Raw genomic sequence first — 25,039 nt, forward strand, 5'->3', positions numbered from 1 at the left:
GTGGTTTCACTGCCCCTCTGATCAGTGCTGTCCGAACTCGCGACCCCACACCGATCGTCGGAAGCCGTCCTTGCGGCGGACCTTGCGGGATTCCTTGCGGAAGACTTGCCGGCGGCCTCCGGCGGCCGACCCCTTTTGGCCAGGACAGAACATGCTCACTGGTGGAAAACCGCACTTGACAATGCGAGGATCAATACTGTCAAAGGTCGGCTTTCCCTTAGGGAGTGCGGATGGAATTCCGCATCCTCGGCCCGATGGAAGTGTGGTCGAACGGGCAGCGCCAGCACCTCGGGTGGGCGAAGGAGCGCTGCGTGCTGGCCGTCCTGCTGATGTCGCCCGGCCGCCCGGTGACCACCGAGACATTGATCGATCGCGTCTGGGACGCCGACGCCCCGGCCAAAGCGCGTGATCTTCTCTATCCGCATATGACGCGGCTCCGGCGCAGCCTGCACGCGCTCGGGGAGGATATCCGGCTGGAGCACACCGCCGGCGCCTATGTGCTGAACGCCGATCCCGACGACATCGACTACCACCGCTTCCGGTCGCTGCTCGACCACGCCCGCGCCATCGCCGGCGGCGGGCACGGCGCCGAGGCGGTGCGGCTGCTCAACGAGGCGCTGCGGCTGTGGCGCGGCGACCCGCTCACCGGGGTCGCCGGACGCTGGGCCGCGCGCCGCCGCCGCGGCATGCAGGAGGAGCTGCTCGGCGCCGCCCTCGAACGCGGCCGGCTCGAACTCGACCAGGGGCACCACGCGGAGCTGATCCCGGAGCTGACCGAGCTGGCCGACCGGTTCCCCGACAACGAGAAGCCCGTCGAACTGCTCATGACGGCCCTGCACCGGAGCGGGCGGTCGGGCGAGGCGCTGCGGATGTACGAGCGGGCCCGCGAGCTGGCCGCCGAGCTGGGCGCCCTGCCGAGCACCGCGCTCCGCGACCTGCACCAGCGGATCCTCGCGGGGGACCCGGCGCTGCTGCCGCCGCCGCGTCCGCCGCGCGCCGGCCCGCCGCCCAGCGACCTCCCGCGCGACCTGCACACCTTCACGGGACGCGACGCGGAGCTGGACCGGCTGACCGCGCTGGCCGAGGGCGACGGCACCGCGGTCACGGTGCTCGCGATCGACGGGATGCCGGGCGTGGGCAAGACCACGCTCGCGATCCGGCTCGCGCACCGCCTCGCGCCGCGCTACCCCGACGGCCAGATCTTCCTGGACCTGTACGCCCACGACCCCGAGCACGAGCCGCTGGCCCCCGCCTCCGCGCTCGACCGGCTGCTGCGGACGCTCGGCGTCGCCGCCGGCCGCGTCCCCGCCGACCTGGACGGCCGGGCGGCGCTCTGGCGGACCGAGCTGGCGCGGCGGCGCGTCCTCCTCGTCCTCGACAACGCGCTCGGCCACGACCAGCTCCGACTGCTGCTGCCCGGCGGGCCCGGCTGCCTCGTGGTGATCACGAGCCGGCGCCGGCTGGAGGGCCTGGACGCCGCCCGCACGCTGCCGCTGGACGTCCTCGCGCCCGACGAGGCGGCGCTGCTGCTGACCCGGACGGCGGGCCTGCGCCCGGACGCCGACCCCGACGCGGTCCGCGCCGTGGTCCGGCACTGCGGCCGCCTCCCGCTGGCCGTCCAGCTCATCGGCAACCGGCTGCGCCACCGGACAAGCTGGACCGTCGCCGACATCGCCGCCCGGCTCGCCGACCCCCGCCCGCTCGCGGAGTTCCGGGCCGAGACCCGCGACCTCACCACCGTGTTCGAGCTGTCCTACCAGGGGCTCGACGCCCGCTCGCGGCGCGCGTTCCGGACGCTCGGCCTGCACCCGGGCGTGGACCTGACCGCCCGCGACACCGCCGTGCTGCTCGGCGCGGGCCCCGTCGACGCGGACGCCCTGCTGGACGGCCTGCACGACCACCACCTGATCACCGAGCTCCAGCGCGGCCGCTACCGGTTGCACGCCCTCCTGCGCGAGTACGCGCGGCACCTCGCCGACCAGGATCCGGCGCCGGTCCGCGAGGCCGCGGTGCGGCGGCTCCTCGACCACTACCTGGCCGCCGCCGCGTCCGCCGACCGCCTCCTGTTCGGCTACCGCCCGCGCCCGCCCGCGCCCGCCGTCGCGTTCATCGAGGACGAGGACGGCGCGCGCGAATGGATGCGCGCGGAGCTGGAGAACATGCTGCGCGCCGCGCACCACGCCGCCGACCACGGCCACCCCCGGCACGCCGCCCACCTGGCCCGCGTCCTCGGCGAGTACCTCGAAACCCAGGGCCACTGGACGGAGGCCGCAGAGCTGCACGAACGCGCCGTCCAGTGCTGGCGCTCCCTCGGTGACGAGCAGGAGGCGGCCCGCGCGCTCGCCGATCTGAGCCGCCTGCTGCTGCGCGCGGGCCGGCACGAGGAGGCCCTGGACGCCGCGAACGAGGGCCTGGCCATCGCCTACGCCCCCGGCGACCTCGCGACCCTGCTCGACCAGCTCGGCCTCATCCACTGGCAGCGCTCGGAATTCGACGTCGCCGCCGGCTACTGCGAGCGGGCGCTGACGATACGCCGCGCGACGGGGGACCGCCCGGGCGAGGCGGTGGTCCTGCACCACCACGCGATCGTCCTCTGGCACCTCGGCCGCTACGCCGAGGCCGAGGAGGAGATGCAGGCCGCCCTCGCCCTTTACACCGAGGCCGGAAACCGCCAGGGCCGCCAAATGGCGCTCAACAATCTTGGCGACTTCGAAGTGCAGCGGGGCCGCCACAGTTCCGCCCTGGCCTATTACGAGCGGGCGGGCGAGGTCATGGAGATGAGCCGCCAGCATCGCGCCACCTGGCTCAACAACATCGCCACCGTGCAGCTGAGACTCGGCCACCGTACCGAGGAGATCGAGCTCTACCGGCAGGCGCTCGACATCTACCTGGAAATCGGCGACCGGCGCGGCCAGGCGGCCTGCCTGAACAATATCGGCCGCTGGTACTCCGAAATGGACCGGGGCGGCGAGGCCCTCATCCATTTTCAGCGCGCGCTCTATCTGGCGCGCGAGATCTCCGAACGGTTCGAGGCGACGACGGCGCTCCGCAATATCGCCGACGCCTACCGGCGTTCGGGCCGGCATCGGATGGCTCTCGAACACTACGAGGAGTCCCTGGCGCTCGCCCGCGCGATCGGCGATGCCTACCAGGAGGCCCGGGCGCTGGACGGCATGGCGCAGGTCGTCGCGCGCACGCGGGGCCCCGCCCAGGCGGAGCCCTACCACCGCCAGGCCCTCGAACTCTTCGAGGCCTTGGGGGTCCCCGAGGCCGACGAGGTCCGAACACGCCTTGCCGGGCGGGGCAGCGCCTCGGGCGGCTAGTGCCCAGAACGTCCTTGCCATCCCGATAGTCGGGGTAAGGGAGATTTTCGCACTCTCGTGGGGACAGCCGGAGATGATCCGGGCTCATCCTTTCTGGTACGGTCGGACCGCTCCCAACCGCTTAACGCGGAGTTGTAGGAGATTCCAACTCGTCATCCTGAAAGGTGACCCGTCGATGCGCTGCATCTTCATGTGGCTCTTTCCCGAGGACCACTAGAAGTCCAGATAGAGAGGCCGGGCGTCGTCACGCCCGGTCCTTCATTTTTAAACGACTTGCGGTCGGCGGTGCGGGGTGAATAGCGTCGTGGTATGGGAGAGGACGTTTCACGGGTCAACCGGGCTCACTGGGATGTGTGGGCCGCCGCGCACGGGCAGGACGCGTACTACGACACGGAGGGGCTGGTGGCGGGGGCCGACTCGCTCACCGACGTGGAGCGCGCGGTCCTCGGCGAGGTGAAGGGGTTGGACGTGCTGCACGTCCAGTGCCACATCGGGTTCGACGCCATCTCGTTGGCACGTTCCGGGGCGCGGGTGACGGGCGTCGACTTCTCGCCGGTGTCGTTGGAGAAGGCGCGGGGGCTCGCCGAGCGGTGCGGGGTGGACGTCCGGTTCGTCGAGGCGGACGCGACCGACCTGCCCGAGCAGCTGCGCGGCCGGTTCGACCTCGCCTACGCCGCCTACGGCATCCTGTGCTGGATCGCCGACGTGGACGCCTGGATGCGCTCGGTCGCCTCGACGCTCAGGCCCGGCGGGCGGCTGGTCCTCGTGGACTTCCATCCGCTGCTGACGATGGTCGAGACCGTGGAGCCGCTCGCGCTGGACTTCCCCTACGCGTTCGACGGGCCGCACGAGTACACCTCGTCCCAGTCGTATGCGGGCGAGACCGAGCCGACGACCTCGGTGGAGTTCGCGCACTCGCTCGGCGAGATCGTCACCGCGGCGGCGACGGCGGGGCTGCGCGTCACCCGGTTGGAGGAGCGACTCGACGCGGCCCTGGACCTCGGGCGCGGCACGCCGGTCGGGCCCGACGGCCGCTACCGCTTCCCGGTGGACGGGCGGCATCTGCCCGTCCTCTACGCGCTCGTCGCCACCCGCTGACCCGGGCCCTGGACGGGAAGATCGACATTCGTTAGCTTGCGTCGCATGAAGCCAATGCGCGGGGCCGCGTGGAAGATGTCGCTCGCCGGGGTGTGCGGGGTGATGGCCGCGACGGCGCTGTCCGCGCCCGTCGCGCGGGCCGCGCCCGCGGTGGAGAGGGTGGCGCGCCCCGGGCCGGCGTGGCAGGTCACCCCGACCGGGACGGACGCGCGCTTCCGCGGGCTAGCGGCCGTCAACCGGAAGGTCGCCTGGCTGGCGGGCACCGGCGGGACCGTGCTGCGCACGACCGACGCCGGGCGCAGCTGGCAGAAGGTCGGCCCCCCGGATGCGGCGGGCCTGGAGTTCCGCGACGTCGAGGCGTTCGACGAGCGGCGGGCTGTGGTGCTGGCGATCGGCGAGGGCGACGCGTCCCGGGTGTACCGGACGGCCGACGGCGGCCGGACGTGGACGCTCGGCTTCCGCAACGACGAGCCGCGCGCCTTCTACGACTGCATGACGTTCTTCGACTCCCGGCACGGGCTGGCCGTCAGCGACCCCGTGGACGGGCGTTTCCGGATCATCTCCACCAGCGACGCCGGGCGCACCTGGCGGGTGCTCCCGAACAAGGGGATGCCCGACGCGCTGACCGGCGAGGCCGCGTTCGCCGCCAGCGGGCAGTGCCTGGTGAGCCACGGGAGCCGGGACGTGTGGCTCGCCACCGGCGGGGCGGCGAAGTCGCGGGTGTTCCACTCCCGCGACCGGGGCCTGACCTGGACCGTCGCCGACACGCCGCTGCCGAGCTCCGCGTCCCAGGGGGTGTTCGCGGTGGCGTTCCGCGACTCACGCCACGGCGTCGCGGTCGGCGGCGACTACCGTCCGGGGGAGCCGTCTCCGGCGGCGGCCGCGACGACGAGCGACGGCGGGCGGACGTGGCGTCCGGCGCCGCGTCCCCCGGCGGAGTACAGGTCGGGCGTGGTGTGGCCGACCTACACGGGCCCGGCCGCGCTCGCCGTCGGCCCCACCGGCAGCGACGGAACCCTCGACGCGGGCCGCTCGTGGCGGCGGTTCGACAGCGGCAGCTTCGACACCGTGGACTGCGCGTCCGACGGCGGCTGCTGGGCCGCCGGGGAGAAGGGCCGCGCCGCCCGGCTCGCCTTCCGCATCACCGGTTAGTACCAGCGCGCGGCCCCCGCAGCCCGTCCGCCACCAGGCGGGCGGGCTGTTTCGTTGCCTGCGGGGCGGCTCTGACCAGGCAAAAGTCCCAGACTAAATGATAGATCTTGTCATATACGATTTCGTGTATGTAAGCTCCGTCACGTCCGGCCGGGCAGGCACGTGACGCTCGCGCCGGACGCATCGCAACGCACGTTGTGCCCCCAGACGGCGCCCGCGCGGCACGCGGCGCCGAGGAAGGCGGACCTCCATGACGGGATCGCGCGAGCCCGGCCCCACCGGCCCGGAACACGCCGGAGACCCCCTCGACGACGCACGGATCACGCAGCACAAGCGCCTGGTGCTGACCCTCGCCGGGGTCACCTTCCTGGTGTTCATGTCGTTTCCGGTGCTGACCTCGTTCACCCCCGCGCTGGACGGGGTCGTGAACGGCATCGGCGTCGCCTACATCGTCGGCCTGGCGCTCGTCGTCGCGCCGGTCCTCGGTGCCATGGCCTACCGGCGCAACGCCCTCCGCAACGAGCGGGAGGAGGGGCGATGAACACCACGGCCGTACTGATCGTCCTCATCCTGGTCGCGGTGACGCTCGCGCTGACGGCGTGGGCGGCGCGGCAGAACAAGGACGCCGACGACCACTACGTCGCCGGAGGCCGGGTCGGCGGCTGGCAGAACGGGCTGGCGCTCGCCGGCGACCAGCTCTCGGCGGCCTCCTTCCTCGGCATCACCGGGGCGGTGGCGCTGACCGGGTTCAACGGCTTCTACCTGGCCGTCGGGGTCCCGGCCGCGTACCTGCTGATGCTCGTGGTGATCGCCGAGCCGCTGCGCAACCTCGGCCGGTACACGCTCGCCGACGCGGTGGGCGCCCGCTTCGAGGGACGCGGGCTGCGCGCCGCGATGGCGGCGGCAACCCTCGTCATCAGCGTCATCTACATGGTGATCCAGTTCGTGGGCGCGGGGCTGCTGGCGCAGCTGCTGCTCGGGGTGGACTTCCCGGTCGCGGTCGTGCTCATCGGCGTGCTGATGACGGTCTACACCGCGCTCGGCGGCATGGTCGGCACCACCTATATCCAGGTGTTCAAGGCGGGGGTGCTGATCGTCACGATGCTGGTGCTGCTGGCCCTGCTGACGGCGAAGACCGGCGGCAACGTCGTCGGGTCCATGCAGGACGCGGCCGCGCGCTTCGGCGACAAGGTCGTCGTGCCGCACCGCGGCGGCACGACGGAGGCGCTGGAGACGGTGTCGCTGACGATGGGCATGGTGCTCGGGATGATGGGCCTGCCGCACGTCATGGTGCGCTTCCTCACCGTCCGGGACGGGCGCGCCGCCCGCGACTCCGCCCAGATCGCCATGTGGATCTTCGCGGCGTTCTTCCTCATCCTCCCGATCTTCGGGTACGCCGCGCTGAACCTCGTGGGGCGGAGCGAGATCGTCGCCGACAACAAGGCGGGCAACCTCGCCGCGCCGCGGCTCGCCGAGGAGCTCGGCGGCAACCTCCTGTTCGCGGTCACCGCCAGCGTGGTGATGGTGACGATCCTCGCGGTGCTCGCGGGCCTCGCGATCGCCTCGTCCGGCGCGATCGCCCACGACCTCTACACCTCCGTGCTGAAGCGGGGGGAGGTCTCACCGCGCGCGCAGCTGCTCGTCGGCAGGCTCGCGGGGGTGGGGATCTCGGTGGTGGCGATCCTCGTCGCGCTGTGGGCGAAGGACCTCAACATCGCCTTCCTCGGCAACGTGGCGTTCGCGGTCGCCGCGAGCACGACGATGCCGGTCCTCGTCCTGACCATCTACTGGCGCGGCCTGAACCGCTACGGCGCGGTCGCGGGGCTGCTCGGCGGGCTGGTGGCCTCGGTGGGGCTGGTCGCCGTCGGCCCGGACGTGCTCGGCGACGACCACCTGTTCCCGCTGTCGATCCCGGCGCTGGTGTCGGTGCCGGTGAGCTTCCTGTGCGCCTGGGTCGCGAGCGTGGCCACCCGCTCCAGGGCGGACGCCGCCGGGCACCCCTACGACGAGCTGGCCAGGCGGGCGTTCCCGGCGCACCCGCGGCCGAACCTCGGCTCCCCGAACTGATCTTCGCGCCGGACGCGCCGTCCGGTCTGGGTCTGGCTCAGGCCGAACGGCGCGGCGCGGACGGGCCGTCGCGCGGTGCCGCCTCGGCTTCGGGGTCGAGGTGGTCGGTCAGCTTGCGGGCGAGCCGGGCCGGGTCGGGCCAGCGCACGTCGTGCGCCCAGCCGAGCCGCTCGAAGCCGCGGATCAGCAGGGCGCTGGCGTCGAACTGCCCCTTCAGGACGCCGTGCCGGGCGGAGGTCGGCTCGGCGTGGTGCCAGTTGTGCCAGCCCTCCCCGAAGGTCAGCAGCGCGACCCAGCGGACGTTGGTCGAGCGGTCGCGGGTGTCGAAGGCGCGCTCGCCGAAGCTGTGCGCGACGGAGTTCACCGACCAGGTCACGTGGTGGACGACGGCGTAGCGGACCAGCCCGCCCCAGAACAGCGCGGACCACATCCCCGCCCACGACGCCGTGACCAGCCCGCCCGCCAGCGCGGGCAGCGCGAACGACAGCACGACGACGGCGGGGTAGGCGGCGTCCATCCGCCGGACGACGGGGTCGGCCAGCAGGTCGGGCACCCAGTGCCGGCGGACGGAGCGCCGCCGCGCGGTGTAGAACCAGCCGACCTGCGCGTGCAGCAGGCCGCGCGCCAGCGACGGCAGCGACTCGCCGTAGGCCCAGGGGGAGTGCGGGTCGCCGGGACGGTCGGCGTACTTGTGGTGGCGGCGGTGCTCGGCCGCCCACAGCGAGGCCGGGCCTTCGAGGGCGAGGCCGCCCGCCAGCGTGAGCGCGATGTATAACGGGCGGCGGCAGCGGAACGAGCGGTGGGTCAGCATCCGGTGGTAGCCGACGCTGATGCCGAAGATGCTCACCGCGTACATGACCGCGAAGATCGCCACGTCGGCCGGGCCGATGCCGTGGCCCCAGAGCGCGACGACGGCCGCCGCCAGGGCCAGCACCGGCAGCACGACCAGCGTGATCAGGTAGGCGTCGCGGCGGACGCCCGAGACGGCGGCGGTGCCGGTGGAGTCCGGTTCCGTCCAGCCCTGTCGCGAGGGCATAGGGCCTCCTCTTTTCCCGAGTGAACGACACCGGTCCAGTCCCGCAACAGTGGCCTGAAGGCCAACAAATTGTTACTTTACGCACCTGTTCTCCTACTCTATGTGGCGAAGTGAGGGGAATCTGGTTACCTTTGGTGCTCGTCCGGCTGCGCGCGTCGTGGCAGGTCTGCCGTGGTCCCCCGAAGCCCTGGCACCCATCGACTCCCGAGGTGGAGGCGCCGCCGCATGAACCCCCCAGAGCAGACGTCCGCGCACGCGGGCGCGCCCGCGCAGGTGCCCGCGCAGGCGGACGCGTCGGAGCCCGCCGCCGACGGCTATGTCGGCAGGTACGACGCCGCCGCCGCGAAGGACCCGGCCGACGCGCTCGCGCTCCTGGCCGGGTGGCTGCGCACCGACTGGCGGCCCCTGTTCGCCGAGTTGCGCGCGCGCCGTCCCGTCCTGGTCACGCCGGTGTTCACGGTCGTGACGCGCTTCGCCGACGTGACCGAGGTGCTCTCGCGCGGGGAGGTGTTCACGGTCGCCGGGTACGCGGCGCGCCTCGACCCCGCGCTCGGCGGCCCGGTCATGCTCACCAGGGACGCCACGCCGCTGAACCGGCGGGAGAAGGGCCTGATGCAGGTCATGCTCCCGCCCGAGGACGTGCCGCGCGTCCGCGCGCTGGTGGCCGAGGTCGCTGACGCCGCGCTCGACGCCGCGCTGCCGCACGGCCGGATCGACGCGGTCGGCGGCCTGTTCCGGCGCGTCTGCGCGGAGGTGTCCGGCCGCTACTTCGGCTTCCCCGGCCCCGACCGGCCGACGCTGTCGCGGTGGTCGCGGGCCGTGATGACCGACGTCACCGCCAACCTCGCCGGCGACCCGGGCATCCACGCGGCCTCGCTCAGCGCGGGCGCGGAGATGATGGACTACCTCCGCCGGCTCCTCGCCGAGCGCCGGATGGCCATCCGGGCCGACGCGGCGCGCGCCCCGCAGGACATCCTGTCCCGCCTGCTGCGGACGCGGCTGCCCCGCGAGCTGTCCCTGGAGGACGAGCGCGTCCTCATCAACGTCGCCGGGCTGCTGCTGGGGTTCATGGAGAACGCGTCGGGCTCGATGGTGCACGTGGTGCAGCAGGTCCTCGGCCGTCCGGAACTGCGGGAGGCCGTCACCGAGGCGGCGGCCGAGCCGGACACCGCCGCCTTCGACCGGCACGTGTGGGAGGCGCTGCGGTTCGACCCGTTCCTCAAGCTCATCGCGCGGACGTGCGAGCGCGACCACGTGCTGGCGCGCGGCACCCCGCACGAGACGCGCGTCCCGGCCGGTTCGCTGGTGCTGGCCGCCGTCGCCTCGGCGATGTTCGACGAGACCGCCGTCCCGGCGCCGGACGCGTTCCGCCTCGACCGGCCGCTGCACACGTCGCTGCACTTCGGCCACGGCCCGCACGCGTGCCTCGGCGCCGACCCGGGGGCGGCCGTGATCTGCGAGACGCTGCGCCGCCTGTTCCGCCGCCCCGGGGTGCGGCTGCTCCCGGCCCCGGAGGGGGCGGTGCTGCGCGACCGGGGCGTCTTCCCCGACCGGTTCACGCTCGGCCTCGGCCAGGAAGAGGAGTGAGGATGGCGCCCAGCCCTACGAATCCACGCCGTATCAGAGCACGCGGCATCGCGACGGACGGGGCCGCGAACCGGCTGCGCTACCTCGCGCTCACCCGCGGGCGCCCGCTGTGGAGCCTCGCCGAGTCGATCCGCCCGGTGCGGCGGCGCGTCAACGCGTTCCTCATCGACAGCGCCGTCCGCGAGATGCCGGGCCGTCCCGAACCGCTGAGCGCCAGGTCCGACTACACCTCCTGGGCCTCGCTCACCGACCGCACCTACATGGGCCGCCACCTGCCGCCGGTGCCGTCGGTGTCCGGGTCCCGGCCCACTCCGGAGCGGGCCGCCGACCTGTTCGCGCGCGGGGACGAGATGATCCCGTGCCCGCGCTCGACGGTGCTGTTCGCCTACTTCGCCCAATGGTTCACCGACGGGTTCCTCCGCGGCGACGTCAAGGAGCCCCGCGACCCGCGCCGCAACTCCTCCAACCACGAGATCGACGTCAACCCCCTCTACGGGCTGAACGAGGAGGCGACGAACGCCGTCCGCGCCTTCGACGGCGGCCTGCTGAAGAGCCAGCTCGTCGACGGCGGCGAGTTCCCGCTCTACCTGTGCGAGCAGGGCGCGATCAAGCCGGAGTTCCGGGCGCTGAGCATGGCCGACTTCGACCGGCTCGACACCGCGCGGCGCGACACCCTGTTCGCGACCGGCGGCGACCGCGGCAACGTGCAGATCGGCTTCACGATGTTCACGGTGCTGTTCCTGCGCGAGCACAACCGGGTGGCGCGCCTGCTCGCCGAGGAGAACCCGCGCTGGGACGACGAGCGCCTCTTCCAGACCGCGCGCAACATCGTGATCGCGCAGGTCATCCGGCTCGTGGTCGAGGAGTACGTCAACCACATCACGCCCTACCACTTCCGCTTCCTGCTCGACCCCCGGCTGGGCACCATGCTCTCCCGCGCGTCCTGGCACCGGCAGAACTGGGCGTCGGTGGAGTTCAACCTCGTCTACCGCTGGCACAGCCTGATCCCGTCCACGCTCGTCGTCGGCGACGCCGAACTGCCGATGCACGCCACGCTGTTCGGCGGCCCGCTGATCCCCAAGGCGGGCCTCGGGCGCCTCTTCGAGGACGCCTCGGAGCAGCGCGCCGGACGCATCGGCCTGTTCAACACCGACCCGGGGCTCCGCGAGGTCGACCGGACGTCCATCGAGCACTCGCGCGCGCTCGACCTGGCGCCCTACAACGACTACCGCGCGCACTGCCGGTTCCCCCGCGTCCGGCACTTCGAGCAGATCTCCGGCGACCCCCGGGTGAGCGAGGCGCTCCGCGACCTCTACAAGAGCGTCGACGACGTGGACCTCTACGTCGGCCTGTTCGCCGAGGAGCCCGGGTCGGCGAAGGCGATCCTGCCGCCGCTGCTCACCAAGATCATCGCGATCGACGCGTTCTCGCAGGCGCTCACCAACCCGCTGCTGGCGCCGCGCGTGCTGAACACCGCGACGTTCACCCCGCTCGGCATGCGGATCATCGGCGCCACCCGCACGGTCTCGGACGTCCTGCACCGCAACATCCCCGAGGACCCGAGACCCCGTTTCGTGAGCATGACCTGGCGAGGCGCCCTCTAAGAGGCACGGCCCCCGACATCGGTGAGGAGGACAGGTGACGACGGACGACCCATCTGAGGAAACACCCCGGCCCGGCCCCTCGCACGCCGACCCGGAGACCGCGCGGACGCTGCGCGCCGCCGCCCGCGAGCTGGCCGACATCGCGGGGATCATGCGGGAGGTGTCGGTCCACGCGACCGGCGCCCTCACCGCCGGGGCCGTTCCGGGCGCCCTGCACCGGGCCCCCGGGGCGGCGCTGCGCGCGGAGCAGGCCCTGCTGCGCGCGGTGACGAACCGCAAGGGCCTCGGCTACGCCCTGGCGGGGGGCCGCGCGGGGACGGTCGGCGCCAAGGTCGGCAGCGTGCTCGGCGCGCGCAGCCTCGCGGTCGCGGTCATGACGACCTCGCTGCGGCTGCGGATCGCCGCCGTCACGCTCGACAACCCCGAGCTGGCCGCCGACCCGGTGCTGGCGCGGCTCAACGAGGCCGTCGCCACCGACCACGAGATCGAGGCCGCGCGGGCCCTGTACGCGCTGGTCAAGGACCGGGGCGCCGCGCGGGCGCTGACCGCGATCGCGCCGGTGTTCGGGGAGATCCTCGCGCTGCGCGCGCTGCTGGACGAGAACCCGCTGAACGACCACACCGCCTGGATGATCGCGAGCGGGTCGGCCGCCGCCACCGCCGACCCGGTCACCGGCGTGAGCAACCTGGCGATCGCGCTGCTGGACGTGGGCGGCGGCGCGGCCCGCCCCGTCCAGGCCGACCCGCCCGAGCGGGAGCGGCTGCGCGAGACGGGTTCGCTGCTGGACTTCCTCACCAACATCGGCGTCGTCGGCACCACCGGGCGCGTCCTGATCCAGACCGTCATCGGCCCGGACGGCGTCGAGCGGCACGTCGTCCAGGCACCGGGCATGCGGCCCGGCAACCCCGACAACGACTCTCCGGGCGACCTGCTCGGCGCGTTCAGCAGCACCCTGCTCGACAGCGCGCCCTACAGTCGCGCGCTGGCCAAGGCCATCGCCGACTACGGCATTCCCGCGGGGGCCGAGGTCGCGCTGGTCGGGCACAGCGCCGGGGGATCGGCGGTGATGAGCCTCGCGCAGGACCCCGCGTTCTCGTCCCGCTACACCGTCACGCACGTGGTCGTGGTCGGCTCGCCGGTCGACTTCAAGCGTCCCGCCTCCGAGAGCACGTGGGTCGCCAGCGTCGCCAACCAGCACGACATCATCCCCAGCCTGGACGGGCAGGGCGCCGGGAACTGCTTCGACCTGCACCCCGACTGGTACGTGGTCGACTACACCGACCCGAGCCACGAGTTCCCCGCCTGCCACGCCATCGAGCACTACACCGCCAACCTCGCGGTCGACCTGCCCGAGGCGCGCGACCACATCGACGCGCGGCTGCGTCCCTACCACGGCCCGGCCGTCCGCTCGCAGCTCTACCGGCTCTACGACGACGAGCCGGTACCGGAGTCCGCGCGCCGGGGCGTCGCCGTGACCCCCGCCGCGACGCGGGTGACGACCGCGAGCGGGCCGGTGGAACTGCCCGTTAGGTGCGACGACGGGTACGCGCTCACCGCCTACTTCACCGCGGACGTCCTGGCGGCGACCAGGCTGCTCGGCGGCGAGGCGTCCGCCGTGCGCCTCGGCGGGCGCGCGGTCGTCGCGCTCCACGTGTCCGACAACCGGCGGACGAACCTCGGCGCCTACGCGGAGGTCGGCCTCGCCGTTGTCGTCGCCGCGCCCGGCGGCCGGGGCGCTCTGCGTCTGCTGTCCTGGCGCGCCCTGCTCCCGCGCGCACCCCGCCCCGACCGCGTGGGCTGCCACTTCGTCGACGTGGTGCTGAGCACCGAACTGTCCCGCGCCGTGGCCGAGGAGGTCTTCGGGCACGCGGCGACCCTCGGCCCGGTGCGGGTCGAGGCGGGCCTCGGCGCCGCGCGGGTGGAGGCCTGCGCCGGCGGCGAGCCGATCATGTCGCTGGCCGGCACGCTCGGGCCCGGCTTCCCGGCGGCCGGCACGATCGCCGGCCGGGGCCTGGTCGTCTACTCCGACCGGGACGGCGTCCCGCTGCGCTCCAGCCTCCAGTGGCGCGGGACGCGGCGCGCGCACCCGTCCCCCCGGCTCCGGCTCGCCGTCGCGCGGACGGACCACCCGCTCGCCCGGCACCTTCGCGACCTCGGGCTGGACGGCGCCCGCCCGATCCTGTGCCTGGTCTCGCCCTCCCGCCGCAGCCTCCGCGGCGCTCCCGTCCCCCTCACGCTTCCCGCCCCGACCACTCCCGCGATGGTCGTTCCCGCCGGGCTCGTGACCCCGACCGCCCCCGCCCCGCCCCCCGACCCGGCCGCCCCCGCCCCGCCCCCTGATCCGGCCGCTCCCGCCACGGCTCCCGACGCGTCGCCCGACGTCAACGAAGGCCCCTAGAGGGCCCCGATATCCCGGGAGATCCGATGCCCGCACACCAGCGCGCGATCGCGGCCCACGCGCAGGCCCTCGACGCCGACGCCGAGGCGCTCACCGGCTGCGCCGCCCGGCTGCACGCGCTCGCCGCCCGGCTGCGCTCGGACACGGCCACGCCGCCCTGGCTGTTCGACACGCTGAACGCCCACATCACCGCGTGCGTGGTCGCCTCCGCCGATCTCGCCGAGGTCGCGACCCGGCTGCACGTCTACGCCGACCTCCTCGCCGAAGAGGAGCGCTGAGCCGAAGAGGAACGCTGACCGCGCGCCGATCGCGGGCCGCCGCGGCGAGCCGGATCGCGTGAGAGAACAGCAGGTCAGCGCCGAAACCAACGGTGCCCCGAATCGCCCACGCAACGATTCCGGGCATTCACCCGGTATTGACATCAAAACGGTACGGAGCGAGAATCGGTTGAATAGGAAACTTTCCTATTAGATTTGCCCTGGTCACGCCCCGGAGTCGCCATGGAGGCCCGCGCCCCGCCACCGCCCCCCGCCGAGCCCACCGAGCCGAGAACTGCCCCCCGCCATGGCCGCCCGAGCGGCCATCCCACGAGATTCGGAGCTCCCATGAAGAAAAGGCTCATCGCCGCCGCCTCAAGTGTGGCCGTCGCTCCCGCCATCCTCGTCGCCCTCCCCGGCACCGCCAGCGCCCACGGCTACGTCAACGCCCCGCCGAGCCGCCAGGCGCAGTGCGCCGCCGGCACCGTCCAGTGCGGCTCGGTCAAGTACGAGCCGCAGAGCGTCGAGGGCCCCAAGGGCCTGCGGTCCTGCAACGGCGGCAACGGCGCCTTCGCCGAGCTGAACGACGACAGCAAGGGCTGGAAGGCCGCGTCCGTCGGCCGGTCGACCACCTTCACCTGGAAGTTCACCGCCCGGCACCGCACCACCAACTGGGAGTACTACATCGGCGGGACGCGCGTCGGCAATGTGAGCGGCAACAACGCCCAGCCGCCGGCGACGGTCTCCCACACCATCAACCTCGGCAACTTCTCCGGCCGCCAGAAGGTCCTGGCGATCTGGAACATCGCCGACACGGGCAACGCCTTCTACGCCTGCATCGACGTGCAGATCGGCTGACCCGCGCCGCGACCCCGACGACCCGGGGGCCCGTGCACGCCATAATCCCGAGTGGCGCGCACGGGCCCTCGGCCCGTTCTGGAGGCCGGTCCGTTTTCGCCTATGCCACTCCGTTGGTAGGCAAATGTGGTGAAAGTGTTGGGTTGCGCTTTGGCGCCCTCGCGGTAGGTCACGGGTGACCGGGGCGGCCCGAGCGCGGCCGCCGTTCGTCCGGCGAGCGGCAGGGGGCGATGGCGATGGGGGAGCGCGTCGAGGACCCGGGCGGTATCAAGGTCGGGCCGAGTGACCCGAGGTATCCGGCACTGCGTCGCGGCTACAACCCGCGCTGGTACGCCGACCCGGCGTACGTGCGGCTCGTCGCCAGCCCGCAGCAGGCCCGGGAGGCGCTCCAGCAGGCGGTCGACGAGGCGGGCCACGACTCCGGCGAGGGCGAGGTGCGGGACCGGATCACCGTCCGGTCGGGCGGGCACTGCTACGAGAACTTCGTGTGCTCACCGGACGTCCGGGTGATCATCGACATGTCGCTGATGAACCGGATCTACCCCGACCCGGAGAAGGACGCGATCTGCATCGAGGCCGGAGCCACCAACGCCGACCTGCGCAAACAGCTGTACCTGAAGACCGGCAAGGTGCTGCCGGGCGGGTCGTGCGCCACGGTGGGGGTCGGCGGGCACGTCCCGGCGGGCGGGTTCGGGCTGCTGTCGCGGCAGTTCGGCCTCACCGTCGACTACCTGTACGCGGTCGAGGTCGCCGTCGTGGACGACGCGGGCAAGGTCCGCCTGGTCACCGCGACCGCCGACAGCACCGGCGTGCTCGGCGACCTGTGGTGGGCGCACACCGGCGGGGGCGGCGGCAACTTCGGCGTGCTGACGCGGCTGTGGTTCCGGCACCTGCCGGACGCGCCGCGCCACGTCCTGCTGACGGCGGGCGGCTGGAAGTGGAACTCGATCGAGCGGGAGTCCTTCGCCCAGATCATCGCGAACTACGGCGGCTTCTTCGACCGGCACCGCGGCGGCGAGGACGACCCGTTCGCCGCGCTGTTCGGAATCCTGCTGCTGACCCACCGCAGCAAGGACACGATCGGCCTGATCGCCCAGCTCGACGCCGACATCCCGCACGCCGAGGAGCTGATGAACCGGTTCCTGCGCGAGATCGGCCAGGACCTCGGCGTCGAGCGGCACGCGCTGGCCCACGCCTACGGCGAGTATCCGGCGCTCGTCGGCCTGCACGCGCCGACGCCGCTGCCCTGGGACCAGGTGGACAAGCTCTTCGGCGGCACCGACAACACCCGCGCGGGCAAGCACAAGTCCGCCTACATGCGCGGGCCGCTGCCCGAGCGGCACGTCGAGGCGCTGTGGACGGCGCTGGCCGGAGAGCATCCCGCGATCAAGCGGGACGCCGTCGTCCAGATCGACTCCTACGGCTCGGCGATCAACCGGGTCGCCGCCGGGGAGACCGCCGCCTCGCAGCGCGACTCGATCCTCAAGCTCCAGCACCAGGTGTACTGGCCCGTGTCCGTGAACGGCGACGACCAGCTGCGCTGGATCCGCGAGCTGTACCGCGACATGTACCGGGACACCGGCGGCGTCCCCGTGAACGCCCCGTACGCGAGCGCGGCCGCGCCGACCGACGGCTGCTACATCGGCTACCCCGACGTCGATCTCAGCGACCCGGTGTGGAACACCTCCGAGGTGCCCTGGTCGACGCTCTACTACGGCGCCGACTACTCGCGCCTCCAGGACGCGAAGCGGGTGTGGGACCCGCGCAACGTGTTCCACCATCGCCAGTCCGTCCGGGTCTGAGGGCATCCCGCCGCCTCGTCCGCCGCGCCGGGGGTGGAACGATGGGGGGAGGAGGTGCGATGGAACAGGACACGACACAGCCCACCGGTCCGGCGCGGTACCCCGGTGCCGCGACGGTCGAGGACTTCGCCCGCAACATCGCGGCGGTCCGGGCGCGGATGACCGCCGCCGCCGAGCGCGCCGGACGGGACGCCGCGCGGGTCCGGCTGCTCCCGGTGAGCAAGACCGTCCCGGAGGAGCGGCTGCGCCTGGCCGTGCGAGCGGGCTGCGACGTCCTCGGCGAGAACAAGGTGCAGGAGGCCAAGCGCAAGGCCGAGAACCTGGCCGACCTGGACGTGTCGTGGTCGGTCATCGGGCACCTCCAGACGAACAAGGCCCGGTTCGTCGCCGCCTTCGCCTCGGAGTTCCAGGCGCTGGACAGCCTGCGCGTCGCCGAGGCGCTCGACCGCAGGCTCCAGGCGGAGGGCCGGGGCCTCGATGTGTTCGTGCAGGTCAACACCTCCGCCGAGGAGAGCAAGTACGGCCTGCCGCCCGAGGAGGTGGCCGCCTTCCTCGCGCGGCTGCCGCAGTACGGCGCGCTCCGCGTCAAGGGTCTGATGACGCTGGCGCTGTTCACCGATGACGCCGACCGGGTCAGGGAGTGCTTCGTCACGCTGCGGACGATCCGCGACCAGGCCCGCCAGGACGCCCCCGACGGGATCGGGCTGGACGAGCTGTCGATGGGCATGTCCGGCGACTACGAGATCGCCATCGAGGAGGGCGCGACCGTCGTGCGCGTCGGCCAGGCCATCTTCGGCGCCCGCCCGACGACCGACGCCAAGTACTGGCCGGGTTCCTGAAGGCGGGCGCGGAGCAGTTTCGCGATCTAGCCTCGGGCCGCGTCCACGGCCTGGATCAGAGCCTTGATGTGGGCGGGCGTGGTGCGGTGGCTGATGACGCAGGCGCGTAGCGCGGCACGCCCGTCCAGCCTGACGGGGCTGATCCACGCGCTGCCGCCGTCGACGACCGTCCGGGCGAGGGCCTGGTGGTGCTCGAAGGACGGGTCCGCGGGGTCGGCGAAGCACACGACCGGCAGCGGCGTGTCGTTGAGCAGGGTCCAGCCCGCGTCCGACAGCCCGGCGCGGAGCGCGTCGGCGAGGTCCGCGTCGTGGTCGATCTGCTCGGCGTATCCGGTGCGGCCCGCGACGGCGAGGCTGAGGAACAGCTTCAGGCCGATGAAGCGGCGCGACCACTGCTGGCTCGTGCTGTAGGGGTCCACGGTGCCGTGGACGTCGGCGGGCATGTAGGACGTGGTGACCCGGAACGTCTCCGCGAGCCCCTCGGCGTCGGTCGAGAGCAGCGCGCCCGCGCCCATCGGGACGCTCAGCCACTTGTGCGCGTCCACCGTGATCGAGTCGGCGCGCTCGATGCCCGCCAGCGCGGGACGCAGCCGGTCCGAGAGCGCCGCCGCGCCGCCGTAGGCCGCGTCGACGTGGAACCGCAGCCCGAGGTCGGCGCACAGGTCGGCCAGCTCGGGCAGCGGGTCGATCACCCCGGCGCCGGTGGTCCCGGCGGTGCCGATCACCAGGAACGGCAGGTCGCCGGCGGCGCGGTCGGCCTCGACCTGGGCGGCGAGGTGACCCGGGTCCAGCTTCAGCGACGGCCCGGTCGGGACGAGCCGGACGGCGTCGCGCCCGATCCCGGTCCCGTGCGCGATCTTCAGCCAGGCGAGGTGGCTCTCCGCCGACGCGTACAGCACGGGACGGCCGGGCAGCGCCCGCAGCCCCGCGGCGCCGTACTCCGGCCACGTCCGGGTCAGCGCCAGCAGTACGGCGGTGAGGTTCGCCTCCGCGCCGCCGCTGGTGAACGACCCGGCCACGGAGTCGGCGGGGTAGCCGAGCCGCCCGCCGAGGAAGCGCAGCAGGTGCGCCTCGATCTCCGCCGCCGCCGGGGCGTGCGACCAGGCGGCGAGCTGCGGGTTGAAGGCGGCGGCGAGCGTGTCGCCGACGACGCCGAGGTGGGTCGGCGTCGGGTTGAACAGGCCGAAGTAGCCGGGGTGGGTGGTGTGCACGGTCGCCGTCCGCAGCAGCGCCGCGACCTCGTCGACCACGGTCTCGGCCCGGACCGGGCCGCCGAAGTCGTAGGCGGCGACGGCCGCGCGCAGGGCCGCCACGTCCACCGGCGGGGTGACCGCCCGGTCAGGGACGCGCTCGCGCTCGTCCTCCAACAGCTCGGCGACATGCCGCCACAGCTCCAGCGCCGCGTCCGTCGGCGGGGCGAACGAGTCACGTCCGGTGGGAAAAACGTCCATGACCAGGATCGTCGCGGCCCGGCCTCACCTCGCACAAGGCGCGAATCGGACGAAGATCGTCAGAATCGCGCCACCCCCTGGATTCAGGACGAGCCGGACGGTGCGCGGCTCAGGTCGACGACGCAGAAGAGGTTGGCGTCGGGGTCGGCGAGGACGACGAAGTCCGGCCTCGGCGGATACAGCTCCCACTTCACCCTGCTCGCGCCGAGGCCGACCAGCCGCTCGATCTCCGCCTCCTGCTCGGCCTCATCGTCCACCAGGAGGTCCAGGTGCAGGCGGGGCCGCGGCTCGGCGGGCGACTCGCTGTACATCAGGCCGAGCGCCGGGCCGGAGCCGTCCGCGTGCTCCAGCGTCCGCCAGGTCGGGCTCTCCCACTTCGGTGTCGAGACGAGGTCGAGCGCGGTCGTCCAGAAGCGCTCGGCGCGGGGGATGTCGGTCACGCCGATGACGGGGAATCCGAGTCTGAGCATGAAAAGCAGTTTAAGGGCGGTGCTCAGCGCGGGTACGGTCCTGATCATGGATGATGAGGACGGCTACTTCGGGGAGCCGGTCGCGGCGACCTACGACGAGGGGTCGGCGGGCATGTTCGCGCCGGAGGTCCTCGGCCCGGCGGTCGACCTGCTCGCCGGGCTGGCGGGCGGCGGCCGGGCGCTGGAGCTCGGCGTCGGCACCGGACGCGTCGCGCTGCCGCTCGCCGGGCGCGGCGTCCCGGTGCACGGCATCGACATGTCGCGGGCCATGGTCGACCGGCTGCGCGCCAAGCCCGGCGGCGACGCGGTCGGCGTGACGATCGGCGACTTCGCCACCACCCGGGTCGAGGGCGAGTTCACGCTCGCCTACCTGGTCTTCAACACGATCAACAACCTGACGACGCAGGACGCGCAAGTCGACTGCTTCCGCAACGTCGCCGCGCACCTGGCGCCGGGCGGCCGCTTCGTGATCGAGGTCGGCGTCCCGGGCCTGCGGCTGCTCCCGCCCGGCCAGACGGCCGTGCCGTTCCGGGTGGAGGACGACCGGTGGGCGTTCGACCTCTACGACACCTCCACGCAGGAGATGAGCTCGAACTACGTCGAAGTGGTGGACGGTCGGGAGGTCTTCCGGCGCTTCCCCTTCCGGTACGTGTGGCCCTCCGAACTCGACCTGATGGCGCGCCTCGCCGGGCTCCGCCTCGCCGACCGCTGGGAGGACTGGACGCGCACCCCCTTCACCCACGAGAGCACCCGCCACGTCTCGGTCTGGGAGAAGCCCCCCGGCGAGACGGCGTGAACGTCTCCGAATTCGACCTGCCGCTGGACGACGACCGCACCCTCCACGTCTACGACACAGGCCCGGGCGGCGGCGACGCCCTCACGGTCTTCTGGCACCACGGCACCCCGAACATCGGGGCGCCGCCCCGCCCGCTGTTCGCCGCGTCGGAGCGCCTCAACGTCCGCTGGGTGTCCTACGACCGTCCCGGCTACGGAGGCTCGACCCCCGTCCAGGGGCGGGACGTGGCGTCCGCGGCCACCTACGTCGCCGCCGTCGCCGACGCGCTCGGCATCCGCCGGTTCGCGGTCATGGGCCACTCGGGCGGCGGCTCCCACGCCCTGGCCTGCGGCGCGCTTCCGCAAGACCGGGTACTGGGGGTGGTCGCTATCGCCGCCCTGGCCCCGTTCGACGCGGCGGGCCTGGACTGGTTCGCGGGCATGGGGGACGGCGGCGCGGCCTCACTGCGCGCCGCCGCCCAGGGACGCGAGGCGAAGGAGCGGCACGAGGCGGCCGCCGAGTTCGACCCGGAGATGTTCACGCCCGCCGACCACGCCGCGCTCGCCGCCGAGTGGTCCTGGTTCGACGAGGTCGTCGGCCCGGCCGTCGAGCGGGGGCCCGGCGGGCTCGTCGACGACGACCTCGCCTACGTCGCGCCGTGGGGGTTCGATCCGTCCGAGGTCGCCGTGCCCGTCCTGCTGCTGCACGGCGAACAGGACCGGATCGCGCCCGCCGCGCATGCCCGGTGGCTCGCGCGCCGCTGCCCGGCGGCGACGGCGCGGCTGGTACCGGACGACGGGCACATCTCCGTCCTGCGCTCCGCCGTCCCGGCCCTGGAGTGGTTGCACGCCAGGGCCGGGGCCGCGGCTCAGTTCCCGGTGTAGACCGGCGCCAGGTCGGGGCGCGGCAGCGGGGGCAGCGCCCGCTCGACCGCCTCGGCGACGGCCAGCAGCCGGGCGTCGGACGCGTCGGGCCCGACCAGCTCCAGGCCGATCGGCAGCCCGTCGCCCGACATCCCGGACGGGACCGACAGGCACGGCAGCCCCGCGTTGCTCGCCGGGTCGGTGTTGCGGATGTAGGTGAGGAAGGTGTCGGCGGCGCGGCCGTTCAGCTCGACCGTCCGGTCCTGGCCCGGCGGGCGGTGCGGCCGCGCGGGCAGCGGCGTCGTCGGGATCAGCATCGCGCTCACCTCGTGCTCGGCGAAGTACCGGGCGTAGGCCGCGCGCAGCGCCGGGCGGTGCACGGCGACCGCCTCCCGGTGGTCGGCGGAGGAGACCTGGTCCTCGTCCAGGACGGAGGCGAGCACGTCGCGGACGTGCTCCGTGGACACCTCCTCCACCAGTCCGCGCAGCGCCACCGGCGCCGCGTGCTGGTACAGGTACGCCGACAGCTCGCGGCCCACCTCGCGCAGGACGAGCGCGAAGCTGACCGCCTCGTTGAGCCGCTCCAGGTGGGGCACGTCCTGTTCGACGAGCACGGCGCCCTGCGACGCGAGCTTGGCCAGCGCCTGCTCGGTCACGGTGGCGACGTCCGGGTCGAGGTCCTCGTAGAAGAACGCGGACGGGACGCCGAGCCGCAGCCCGGCCAGGTCGGCGGTGAGGCCCGGGTCCGCGCCGGACGGGGCGCAGATCGCGTCGACCAGCCGCACGTCCGCGACCGACCGCGCGATCGGGCCCGCCGTGTCGCGGGTGGAGGAGATCGGGACCATGCCGCGCCCGTCGTAGCGCCCGTGCGTCGGGCGGAACCCCACGCACCCGCACAGCGCGGCCGGGATGCGCAGCGACCCGCCGGTGTCGCCGCCGAGCCCGAACGGGACCAGGCCCGCCGCGACCCCGGCGGCGGTGCCGCCGCTGCTGCCGCCCGGGATGTGCCCGATGTTGTAGGGGTTGCCGATCGCGCCGTACGCGGGGTTGTTGCCGGTGATGTCCAGGGACAGCTCGCCCAGCGTCTGCTTGCCCATCAGCGTGCCGCCCGCGTCGAGCAGCCGCCGCGCGAGCGGCGCGTCCCGGCGGGGCCGCCAGCCGCGCAGCGCCGGGGTCGCGGCGGAGGTGGGGAGGTCCGCCGTGTCGTAGACGTCCTTGAGCGCGAACGGCAGCCCGTACAGCGGCCCGCCGCGCGGGTGCTCCGCGACCGCCCGCCGGATGCGGTCCGGTTCGTGCGTGACGTAGGTGTTCAGCCGGGTCAGCCGGGCCGTCCGGTCGATCAGCGCCTCGGTGTACTCGGCGAGGTCCAGTTCGCCGTCGCGGAGCATGCGGACGGCGTCGACCGCGGACAGCCAGTGCAGTTCTTCCATCTCGCCCCCTACGACGCGACCGTGAAGGCGAACGGGACCGGACCGCGGCTGCGCATGATCGCCGGGACCAGCAGCATGACGGCCTCCGGCCCCCGCGCGGTCGTGACGTCGCCGAGGTCGTGGACCCACCCGGGCGGCCAGCCGAGGTCTTCGAGCAGCCGGGCGACCTCCGCCTTGGCGTCCGCGTCGTCGCCGGACAGGAACGCGGTCGGCGGGACGTCGAGCCCGCGCGGGTCGGTCATCACCGTGAACAACATGGTGTTGAGCGTCTTGACGACGCGCGTGCCGGGCAGGGCCCGCTGGAGGTGCTCGGCCAGGCTGCCGTTGGGGTAGCGCAGGCCGCCGGGCGCGCCGTCCGGCCCGCGCTCGGTGGCGTTGGAGACGTCGACGAGGATCTTCCCGGCGAGCGCGCCGCGCAGCGCGGCGAGGCGGTCGAGGGCGCTGTCGCCCGGCGTCGCGTTGACGACCACCGAGGACGCCTCGATCGCGGCGGCGGGGGTCGCGACCGCGACCGGGCTCCCGGCGAAGGCGGCGGCGGTGGCGGGCACGTCCCGGGTCCCGATCGTGACGCGGTGCCCGGCTCCGGCGAGCCCGGCGGCGAGGACGCCGCCGACGCGTCCGGAGCCGAGTACGGCGATGTTGGTCATGGGGCGCTCCCTTGTTGTGCGGGGGTGTGCTTGGTCAGCCACGCGTCGGCCGTGGCCAGTGTCGCGGCGCGGTCGAAGTCGTTGATCCGCTGGAGGACGTCGGTGGCGAGAAGGGTGGTCAGGTCGACGGGCTTTTCGAGCGCGCCGGATTCGAGGAGGAGGTTCTGGGCGTTGGACCAGCGCGCGGGTCTGATCTCGCCGAAGGTGCGGCCGTCGAGCGGGGCGAGGGTCCTGGAGAGTTCCGCGAGCAGGCCCCTGGCCTTCTCCGGTTCGCCCCACTCTTCGGGGGCCGCCTGCCGCGCGGCGGCCTCGGCCGCCTTCGGGCGTTGGAGGCCGGCGTAGGTCCCCCGTGCCAGGGCACGGAAGAACCTCACCGGCACGTCGCTGTTCTCGAGTGTCTGCGTCCTGACAACGTAGCCTCCGGCCGGCAGTTCTTCGAGGCCGGGAGGGGTGATGTCGCGGACCGGGAGGCCCGCGTCGTCGAAGGCGAAGAAGTCGGTGAGCGTTCCGGCGTAGGCGGCGATGCGCCCGGACTCCAGCGTCCGCGCGACCGCGGCGCTGCCCGGACCGACCGTCGTCGTGTCGACGTCGCCGATCGACAGGCCCGCCTTCCTCAGCGCGGCGGTGAGGTAGGCGCGGTCCTGGTCGGGTGAGGCGAGGCCGATGTTCCTGCCCTTCAGGTCGGCGACCGTCCGCACCCCGCTCTTCTCCGGGACGCCGTCTCCGGTGAGCGGGGCCGCTCCAGCGGGACCGGCACCACGGCCGCGACCGTCCCCGGCCGCGACGTCATCACGACGACGCGGTCCGACAGCAGCACGGCCTCGGCGATCGTGTGCGTGACGAGGACGGTCGCCGACTCCGTCCGCTCGTGGATGCGCAGCAGGTGCAGGTTCAGCGTCTCGCGGGTCAGCTCGTCCACCGCGCCGAACGGCTCGTCCAGGAGCCGGACGCCCGCGCCGGTCATCATCAGCCGCGCCAGCGCCACGCGCTGCTGCATCCCGCCGGACAGCTGCTGTGGGAAGCTGTGCTCGAAATCGTCAAGATCGAACAGGGCGAGCAGGCGCATCGCCTCGCGGATGTCGTCGGCGGTCACCCTGCGGTGGACGCGGATCGGGAGTAACACGTTCTCCAGCGACGTCTTCCAGGTGAGCAGCGCGGGCCGCTGGAACATCAGCCCGACGTCCTCGCGCGGCCCGGTGACCGGTTCGCCGTGGACCTCGGCCGTGCCGTCCGAACTTGGGACGAGCCCGGCGATGACGCGCAGCAGCGTCGACTTCCCGCAGCCGCTCGTCCCGACGATCGAGACGAATTCGCCCGGCGCCACGGAAAGGTCCACGTTCTTCACCGCCTCGACGCCGCCGTCGAATCGTTTACCGACCCCG

At 73.3% G+C, this 25,039-nt stretch carries 21 protein-coding genes; 14 read left to right on the plus strand and 7 right to left on the minus strand.

The window, feature by feature from the left end; translation table 11 throughout:
• The first annotated feature begins 230 nt into the window (after positions 1 to 230).
• From K2F47_RS17830 to K2F47_RS17850, 5 genes are all read left to right on the plus strand, one after another.
• Complete coding sequence (locus K2F47_RS17830; RefSeq protein ID WP_242904812.1) at positions 231 to 3,323, plus strand: AfsR/SARP family transcriptional regulator; 3,093 nt, start codon at positions 231 to 233, stop codon at positions 3,321 to 3,323.
• Between the two features lie 309 nt (positions 3,324 to 3,632).
• Positions 3,633 to 4,421 carry a class I SAM-dependent methyltransferase gene (locus tag K2F47_RS17835; protein WP_242904814.1) on the plus strand — a complete coding sequence of 263 codons (789 nt, stop codon included), beginning with the start codon at positions 3,633 to 3,635 and terminating at the stop codon, positions 4,419 to 4,421.
• A 45-nt stretch (positions 4,422 to 4,466) separates the two neighbouring features.
• Positions 4,467 to 5,573: a WD40/YVTN/BNR-like repeat-containing protein gene (locus tag K2F47_RS17840; protein WP_242904816.1), complete on the plus strand. Its 1,107-nt coding sequence runs from the start codon at positions 4,467 to 4,469 to the stop codon at positions 5,571 to 5,573.
• A gap of 250 nt (positions 5,574 to 5,823) precedes the next feature.
• Complete coding sequence (locus K2F47_RS17845; protein WP_242904818.1) at positions 5,824 to 6,114, plus strand: DUF485 domain-containing protein; 291 nt, start codon at positions 5,824 to 5,826, stop codon at positions 6,112 to 6,114.
• On the plus strand, positions 6,111 to 7,640 hold the full coding sequence (locus K2F47_RS17850; RefSeq protein ID WP_242904820.1) for a solute symporter family protein: 1,530 nt from the start codon (positions 6,111 to 6,113) through the stop codon (positions 7,638 to 7,640). Before K2F47_RS17845 ends, K2F47_RS17850 begins: the two co-directional genes overlap by 4 nt.
• Before the next feature lie 37 nt (positions 7,641 to 7,677).
• On the opposite strand, the gene K2F47_RS17855 is transcribed toward K2F47_RS17850, so the two are convergent.
• Complete coding sequence (locus K2F47_RS17855) at positions 7,678 to 8,676, minus strand: acyl-CoA desaturase (RefSeq protein WP_242904822.1); 999 nt, start codon at positions 8,674 to 8,676, stop codon at positions 7,678 to 7,680.
• Positions 8,677 to 8,901: 225 nt separating this feature from the next.
• On the opposite strand from K2F47_RS17855, the gene K2F47_RS17860 reads away from it, so the two are divergent.
• The 7 genes from K2F47_RS17860 (at position 8,902) to K2F47_RS17890 (ending at position 18,021) form a co-directional block, all read left to right on the plus strand.
• Positions 8,902 to 10,263 (plus strand): cytochrome P450, encoded by a 1,362-nt coding sequence (locus tag K2F47_RS17860; RefSeq protein ID WP_242904824.1) that lies wholly within the window; start codon positions 8,902 to 8,904, stop codon positions 10,261 to 10,263.
• Between the two features lie 2 nt (positions 10,264 to 10,265).
• Positions 10,266 to 11,867 carry a peroxidase family protein gene (locus tag K2F47_RS17865; RefSeq protein WP_242904826.1) on the plus strand — a complete coding sequence of 534 codons (1,602 nt, stop codon included), beginning with the start codon at positions 10,266 to 10,268 and terminating at the stop codon, positions 11,865 to 11,867.
• Positions 11,868 to 11,901: 34 nt separating this feature from the next.
• On the plus strand, positions 11,902 to 14,265 hold the full coding sequence (locus K2F47_RS17870; protein ID WP_242904828.1) for a hypothetical protein: 2,364 nt from the start codon (positions 11,902 to 11,904) through the stop codon (positions 14,263 to 14,265).
• Positions 14,266 to 14,291: 26 nt separating this feature from the next.
• On the plus strand, positions 14,292 to 14,543 hold the full coding sequence (locus tag K2F47_RS17875; protein ID WP_242904830.1) for a hypothetical protein: 252 nt from the start codon (positions 14,292 to 14,294) through the stop codon (positions 14,541 to 14,543).
• A 327-nt stretch (positions 14,544 to 14,870) separates the two neighbouring features.
• Positions 14,871 to 15,380: a lytic polysaccharide monooxygenase auxiliary activity family 9 protein gene (locus tag K2F47_RS17880; protein WP_242904831.1), complete on the plus strand. Its 510-nt coding sequence runs from the start codon at positions 14,871 to 14,873 to the stop codon at positions 15,378 to 15,380.
• Positions 15,381 to 15,610: 230 nt separating this feature from the next.
• Complete coding sequence (locus K2F47_RS17885) at positions 15,611 to 17,182, plus strand: FAD-binding oxidoreductase (RefSeq protein ID WP_242904833.1); 1,572 nt, start codon at positions 15,611 to 15,613, stop codon at positions 17,180 to 17,182.
• A 59-nt stretch (positions 17,183 to 17,241) separates the two neighbouring features.
• A complete protein-coding gene (locus K2F47_RS17890) occupies positions 17,242 to 18,021 on the plus strand; it encodes a YggS family pyridoxal phosphate-dependent enzyme (protein ID WP_242904843.1) in 780 nt (259 codons plus the stop codon).
• A gap of 26 nt (positions 18,022 to 18,047) precedes the next feature.
• Here the strand turns inward: K2F47_RS17890 and K2F47_RS17895 are convergent, their stop codons facing one another.
• On the minus strand, positions 18,048 to 19,472 hold the full coding sequence (locus K2F47_RS17895) for a pyridoxal phosphate-dependent decarboxylase family protein (protein WP_242904852.1): 1,425 nt from the start codon (positions 19,470 to 19,472) through the stop codon (positions 18,048 to 18,050).
• Between the two features lie 83 nt (positions 19,473 to 19,555).
• A complete protein-coding gene (locus K2F47_RS17900; RefSeq protein ID WP_242904859.1) occupies positions 19,556 to 19,942 on the minus strand; it encodes a VOC family protein in 387 nt (128 codons plus the stop codon).
• Between the two features lie 46 nt (positions 19,943 to 19,988).
• Here K2F47_RS17900 and K2F47_RS17905 point away from each other — a divergent pair, with 46 nt between their 5' ends.
• Both K2F47_RS17905 and K2F47_RS17910 read left to right on the plus strand, forming a co-directional pair.
• Positions 19,989 to 20,738, plus strand: a complete 750-nt coding sequence (locus K2F47_RS17905; protein ID WP_242904861.1) for a class I SAM-dependent DNA methyltransferase — start codon at positions 19,989 to 19,991, stop codon at positions 20,736 to 20,738.
• Entirely contained in the window at positions 20,735 to 21,601 is an 867-nt protein-coding gene (locus K2F47_RS17910) for an alpha/beta fold hydrolase (protein ID WP_242904863.1), read from the plus strand. Before K2F47_RS17905 ends, K2F47_RS17910 begins: the two co-directional genes overlap by 4 nt.
• Here K2F47_RS17910 and K2F47_RS17915 read toward each other — a convergent pair.
• Genes K2F47_RS17915 through K2F47_RS17930 form a run of 4 tightly spaced genes read right to left on the minus strand, consistent with a single transcriptional unit; the run spans position 21,586 to position 24,993 of the window.
• Positions 21,586 to 23,010, minus strand: a complete 1,425-nt coding sequence (locus K2F47_RS17915; RefSeq protein WP_242904866.1) for an amidase family protein — start codon at positions 23,008 to 23,010, stop codon at positions 21,586 to 21,588. The two genes, K2F47_RS17910 and K2F47_RS17915, sit on opposite strands and share 16 nt — an antisense overlap.
• Before the next feature lie 8 nt (positions 23,011 to 23,018).
• Positions 23,019 to 23,657 carry an NADPH-dependent F420 reductase gene (locus K2F47_RS17920; protein ID WP_242904868.1) on the minus strand — a complete coding sequence of 213 codons (639 nt, stop codon included), beginning with the start codon at positions 23,655 to 23,657 and terminating at the stop codon, positions 23,019 to 23,021.
• Complete coding sequence (locus K2F47_RS17925; RefSeq protein WP_242904870.1) at positions 23,654 to 24,355, minus strand: ABC transporter substrate-binding protein; 702 nt, start codon at positions 24,353 to 24,355, stop codon at positions 23,654 to 23,656. Before K2F47_RS17925 ends, K2F47_RS17920 begins: the two co-directional genes overlap by 4 nt.
• Positions 24,334 to 24,993: an ABC transporter ATP-binding protein gene (locus K2F47_RS17930; protein WP_242904872.1), complete on the minus strand. Its 660-nt coding sequence runs from the start codon at positions 24,991 to 24,993 to the stop codon at positions 24,334 to 24,336. The genes K2F47_RS17925 and K2F47_RS17930 overlap by 22 nt, the downstream gene beginning before the upstream one ends.
• Positions 24,994 to 25,039 lie beyond the last annotated feature (46 nt).

The organism is Actinomadura terrae, from assembly GCF_022751215.1.
GTDB classification, from domain to species: domain Bacteria; phylum Actinomycetota; class Actinomycetes; order Streptosporangiales; family Streptosporangiaceae; genus Spirillospora; species Spirillospora terrae.

Excerpts from the sequence above, each read along its gene's own strand:
- K2F47_RS17830 (WP_242904812.1), top strand. The coding sequence starts at position 231 with ATGGAATTCCGCATCCTCGGCCCGATGGAAGTGTGGTCGAACGGGCAG.
- K2F47_RS17835 (WP_242904814.1), top strand. The coding sequence starts at position 3,633 with ATGGGAGAGGACGTTTCACGGGTCAACCGGGCTCACTGGGATGTGTGG.
- K2F47_RS17840 (WP_242904816.1), top strand. The coding sequence starts at position 4,467 with ATGAAGCCAATGCGCGGGGCCGCGTGGAAGATGTCGCTCGCCGGGGTG.
- K2F47_RS17845 (WP_242904818.1), top strand. The coding sequence starts at position 5,824 with ATGACGGGATCGCGCGAGCCCGGCCCCACCGGCCCGGAACACGCCGGA.
- K2F47_RS17850 (WP_242904820.1), top strand. The coding sequence starts at position 6,111 with ATGAACACCACGGCCGTACTGATCGTCCTCATCCTGGTCGCGGTGACG.
- K2F47_RS17855 (WP_242904822.1), bottom strand. The coding sequence starts at position 8,676 with ATGCCCTCGCGACAGGGCTGGACGGAACCGGACTCCACCGGCACCGCC.
- K2F47_RS17860 (WP_242904824.1), top strand. The coding sequence starts at position 8,902 with ATGAACCCCCCAGAGCAGACGTCCGCGCACGCGGGCGCGCCCGCGCAG.
- K2F47_RS17865 (WP_242904826.1), top strand. The coding sequence starts at position 10,266 with ATGGCGCCCAGCCCTACGAATCCACGCCGTATCAGAGCACGCGGCATC.
- K2F47_RS17875 (WP_242904830.1), top strand. The coding sequence starts at position 14,292 with ATGCCCGCACACCAGCGCGCGATCGCGGCCCACGCGCAGGCCCTCGAC.
- K2F47_RS17880 (WP_242904831.1), top strand. The coding sequence starts at position 14,871 with ATGAAGAAAAGGCTCATCGCCGCCGCCTCAAGTGTGGCCGTCGCTCCC.
- K2F47_RS17885 (WP_242904833.1), top strand. The coding sequence starts at position 15,611 with ATGGCGATGGGGGAGCGCGTCGAGGACCCGGGCGGTATCAAGGTCGGG.
- K2F47_RS17890 (WP_242904843.1), top strand. The coding sequence starts at position 17,242 with ATGGAACAGGACACGACACAGCCCACCGGTCCGGCGCGGTACCCCGGT.
- K2F47_RS17895 (WP_242904852.1), bottom strand. The coding sequence starts at position 19,472 with ATGGACGTTTTTCCCACCGGACGTGACTCGTTCGCCCCGCCGACGGAC.
- K2F47_RS17900 (WP_242904859.1), bottom strand. The coding sequence starts at position 19,942 with ATGCTCAGACTCGGATTCCCCGTCATCGGCGTGACCGACATCCCCCGC.
- K2F47_RS17905 (WP_242904861.1), top strand. The coding sequence starts at position 19,989 with ATGGATGATGAGGACGGCTACTTCGGGGAGCCGGTCGCGGCGACCTAC.
- K2F47_RS17915 (WP_242904866.1), bottom strand. The coding sequence starts at position 23,010 with ATGGAAGAACTGCACTGGCTGTCCGCGGTCGACGCCGTCCGCATGCTC.
- K2F47_RS17920 (WP_242904868.1), bottom strand. The coding sequence starts at position 23,657 with ATGACCAACATCGCCGTACTCGGCTCCGGACGCGTCGGCGGCGTCCTC.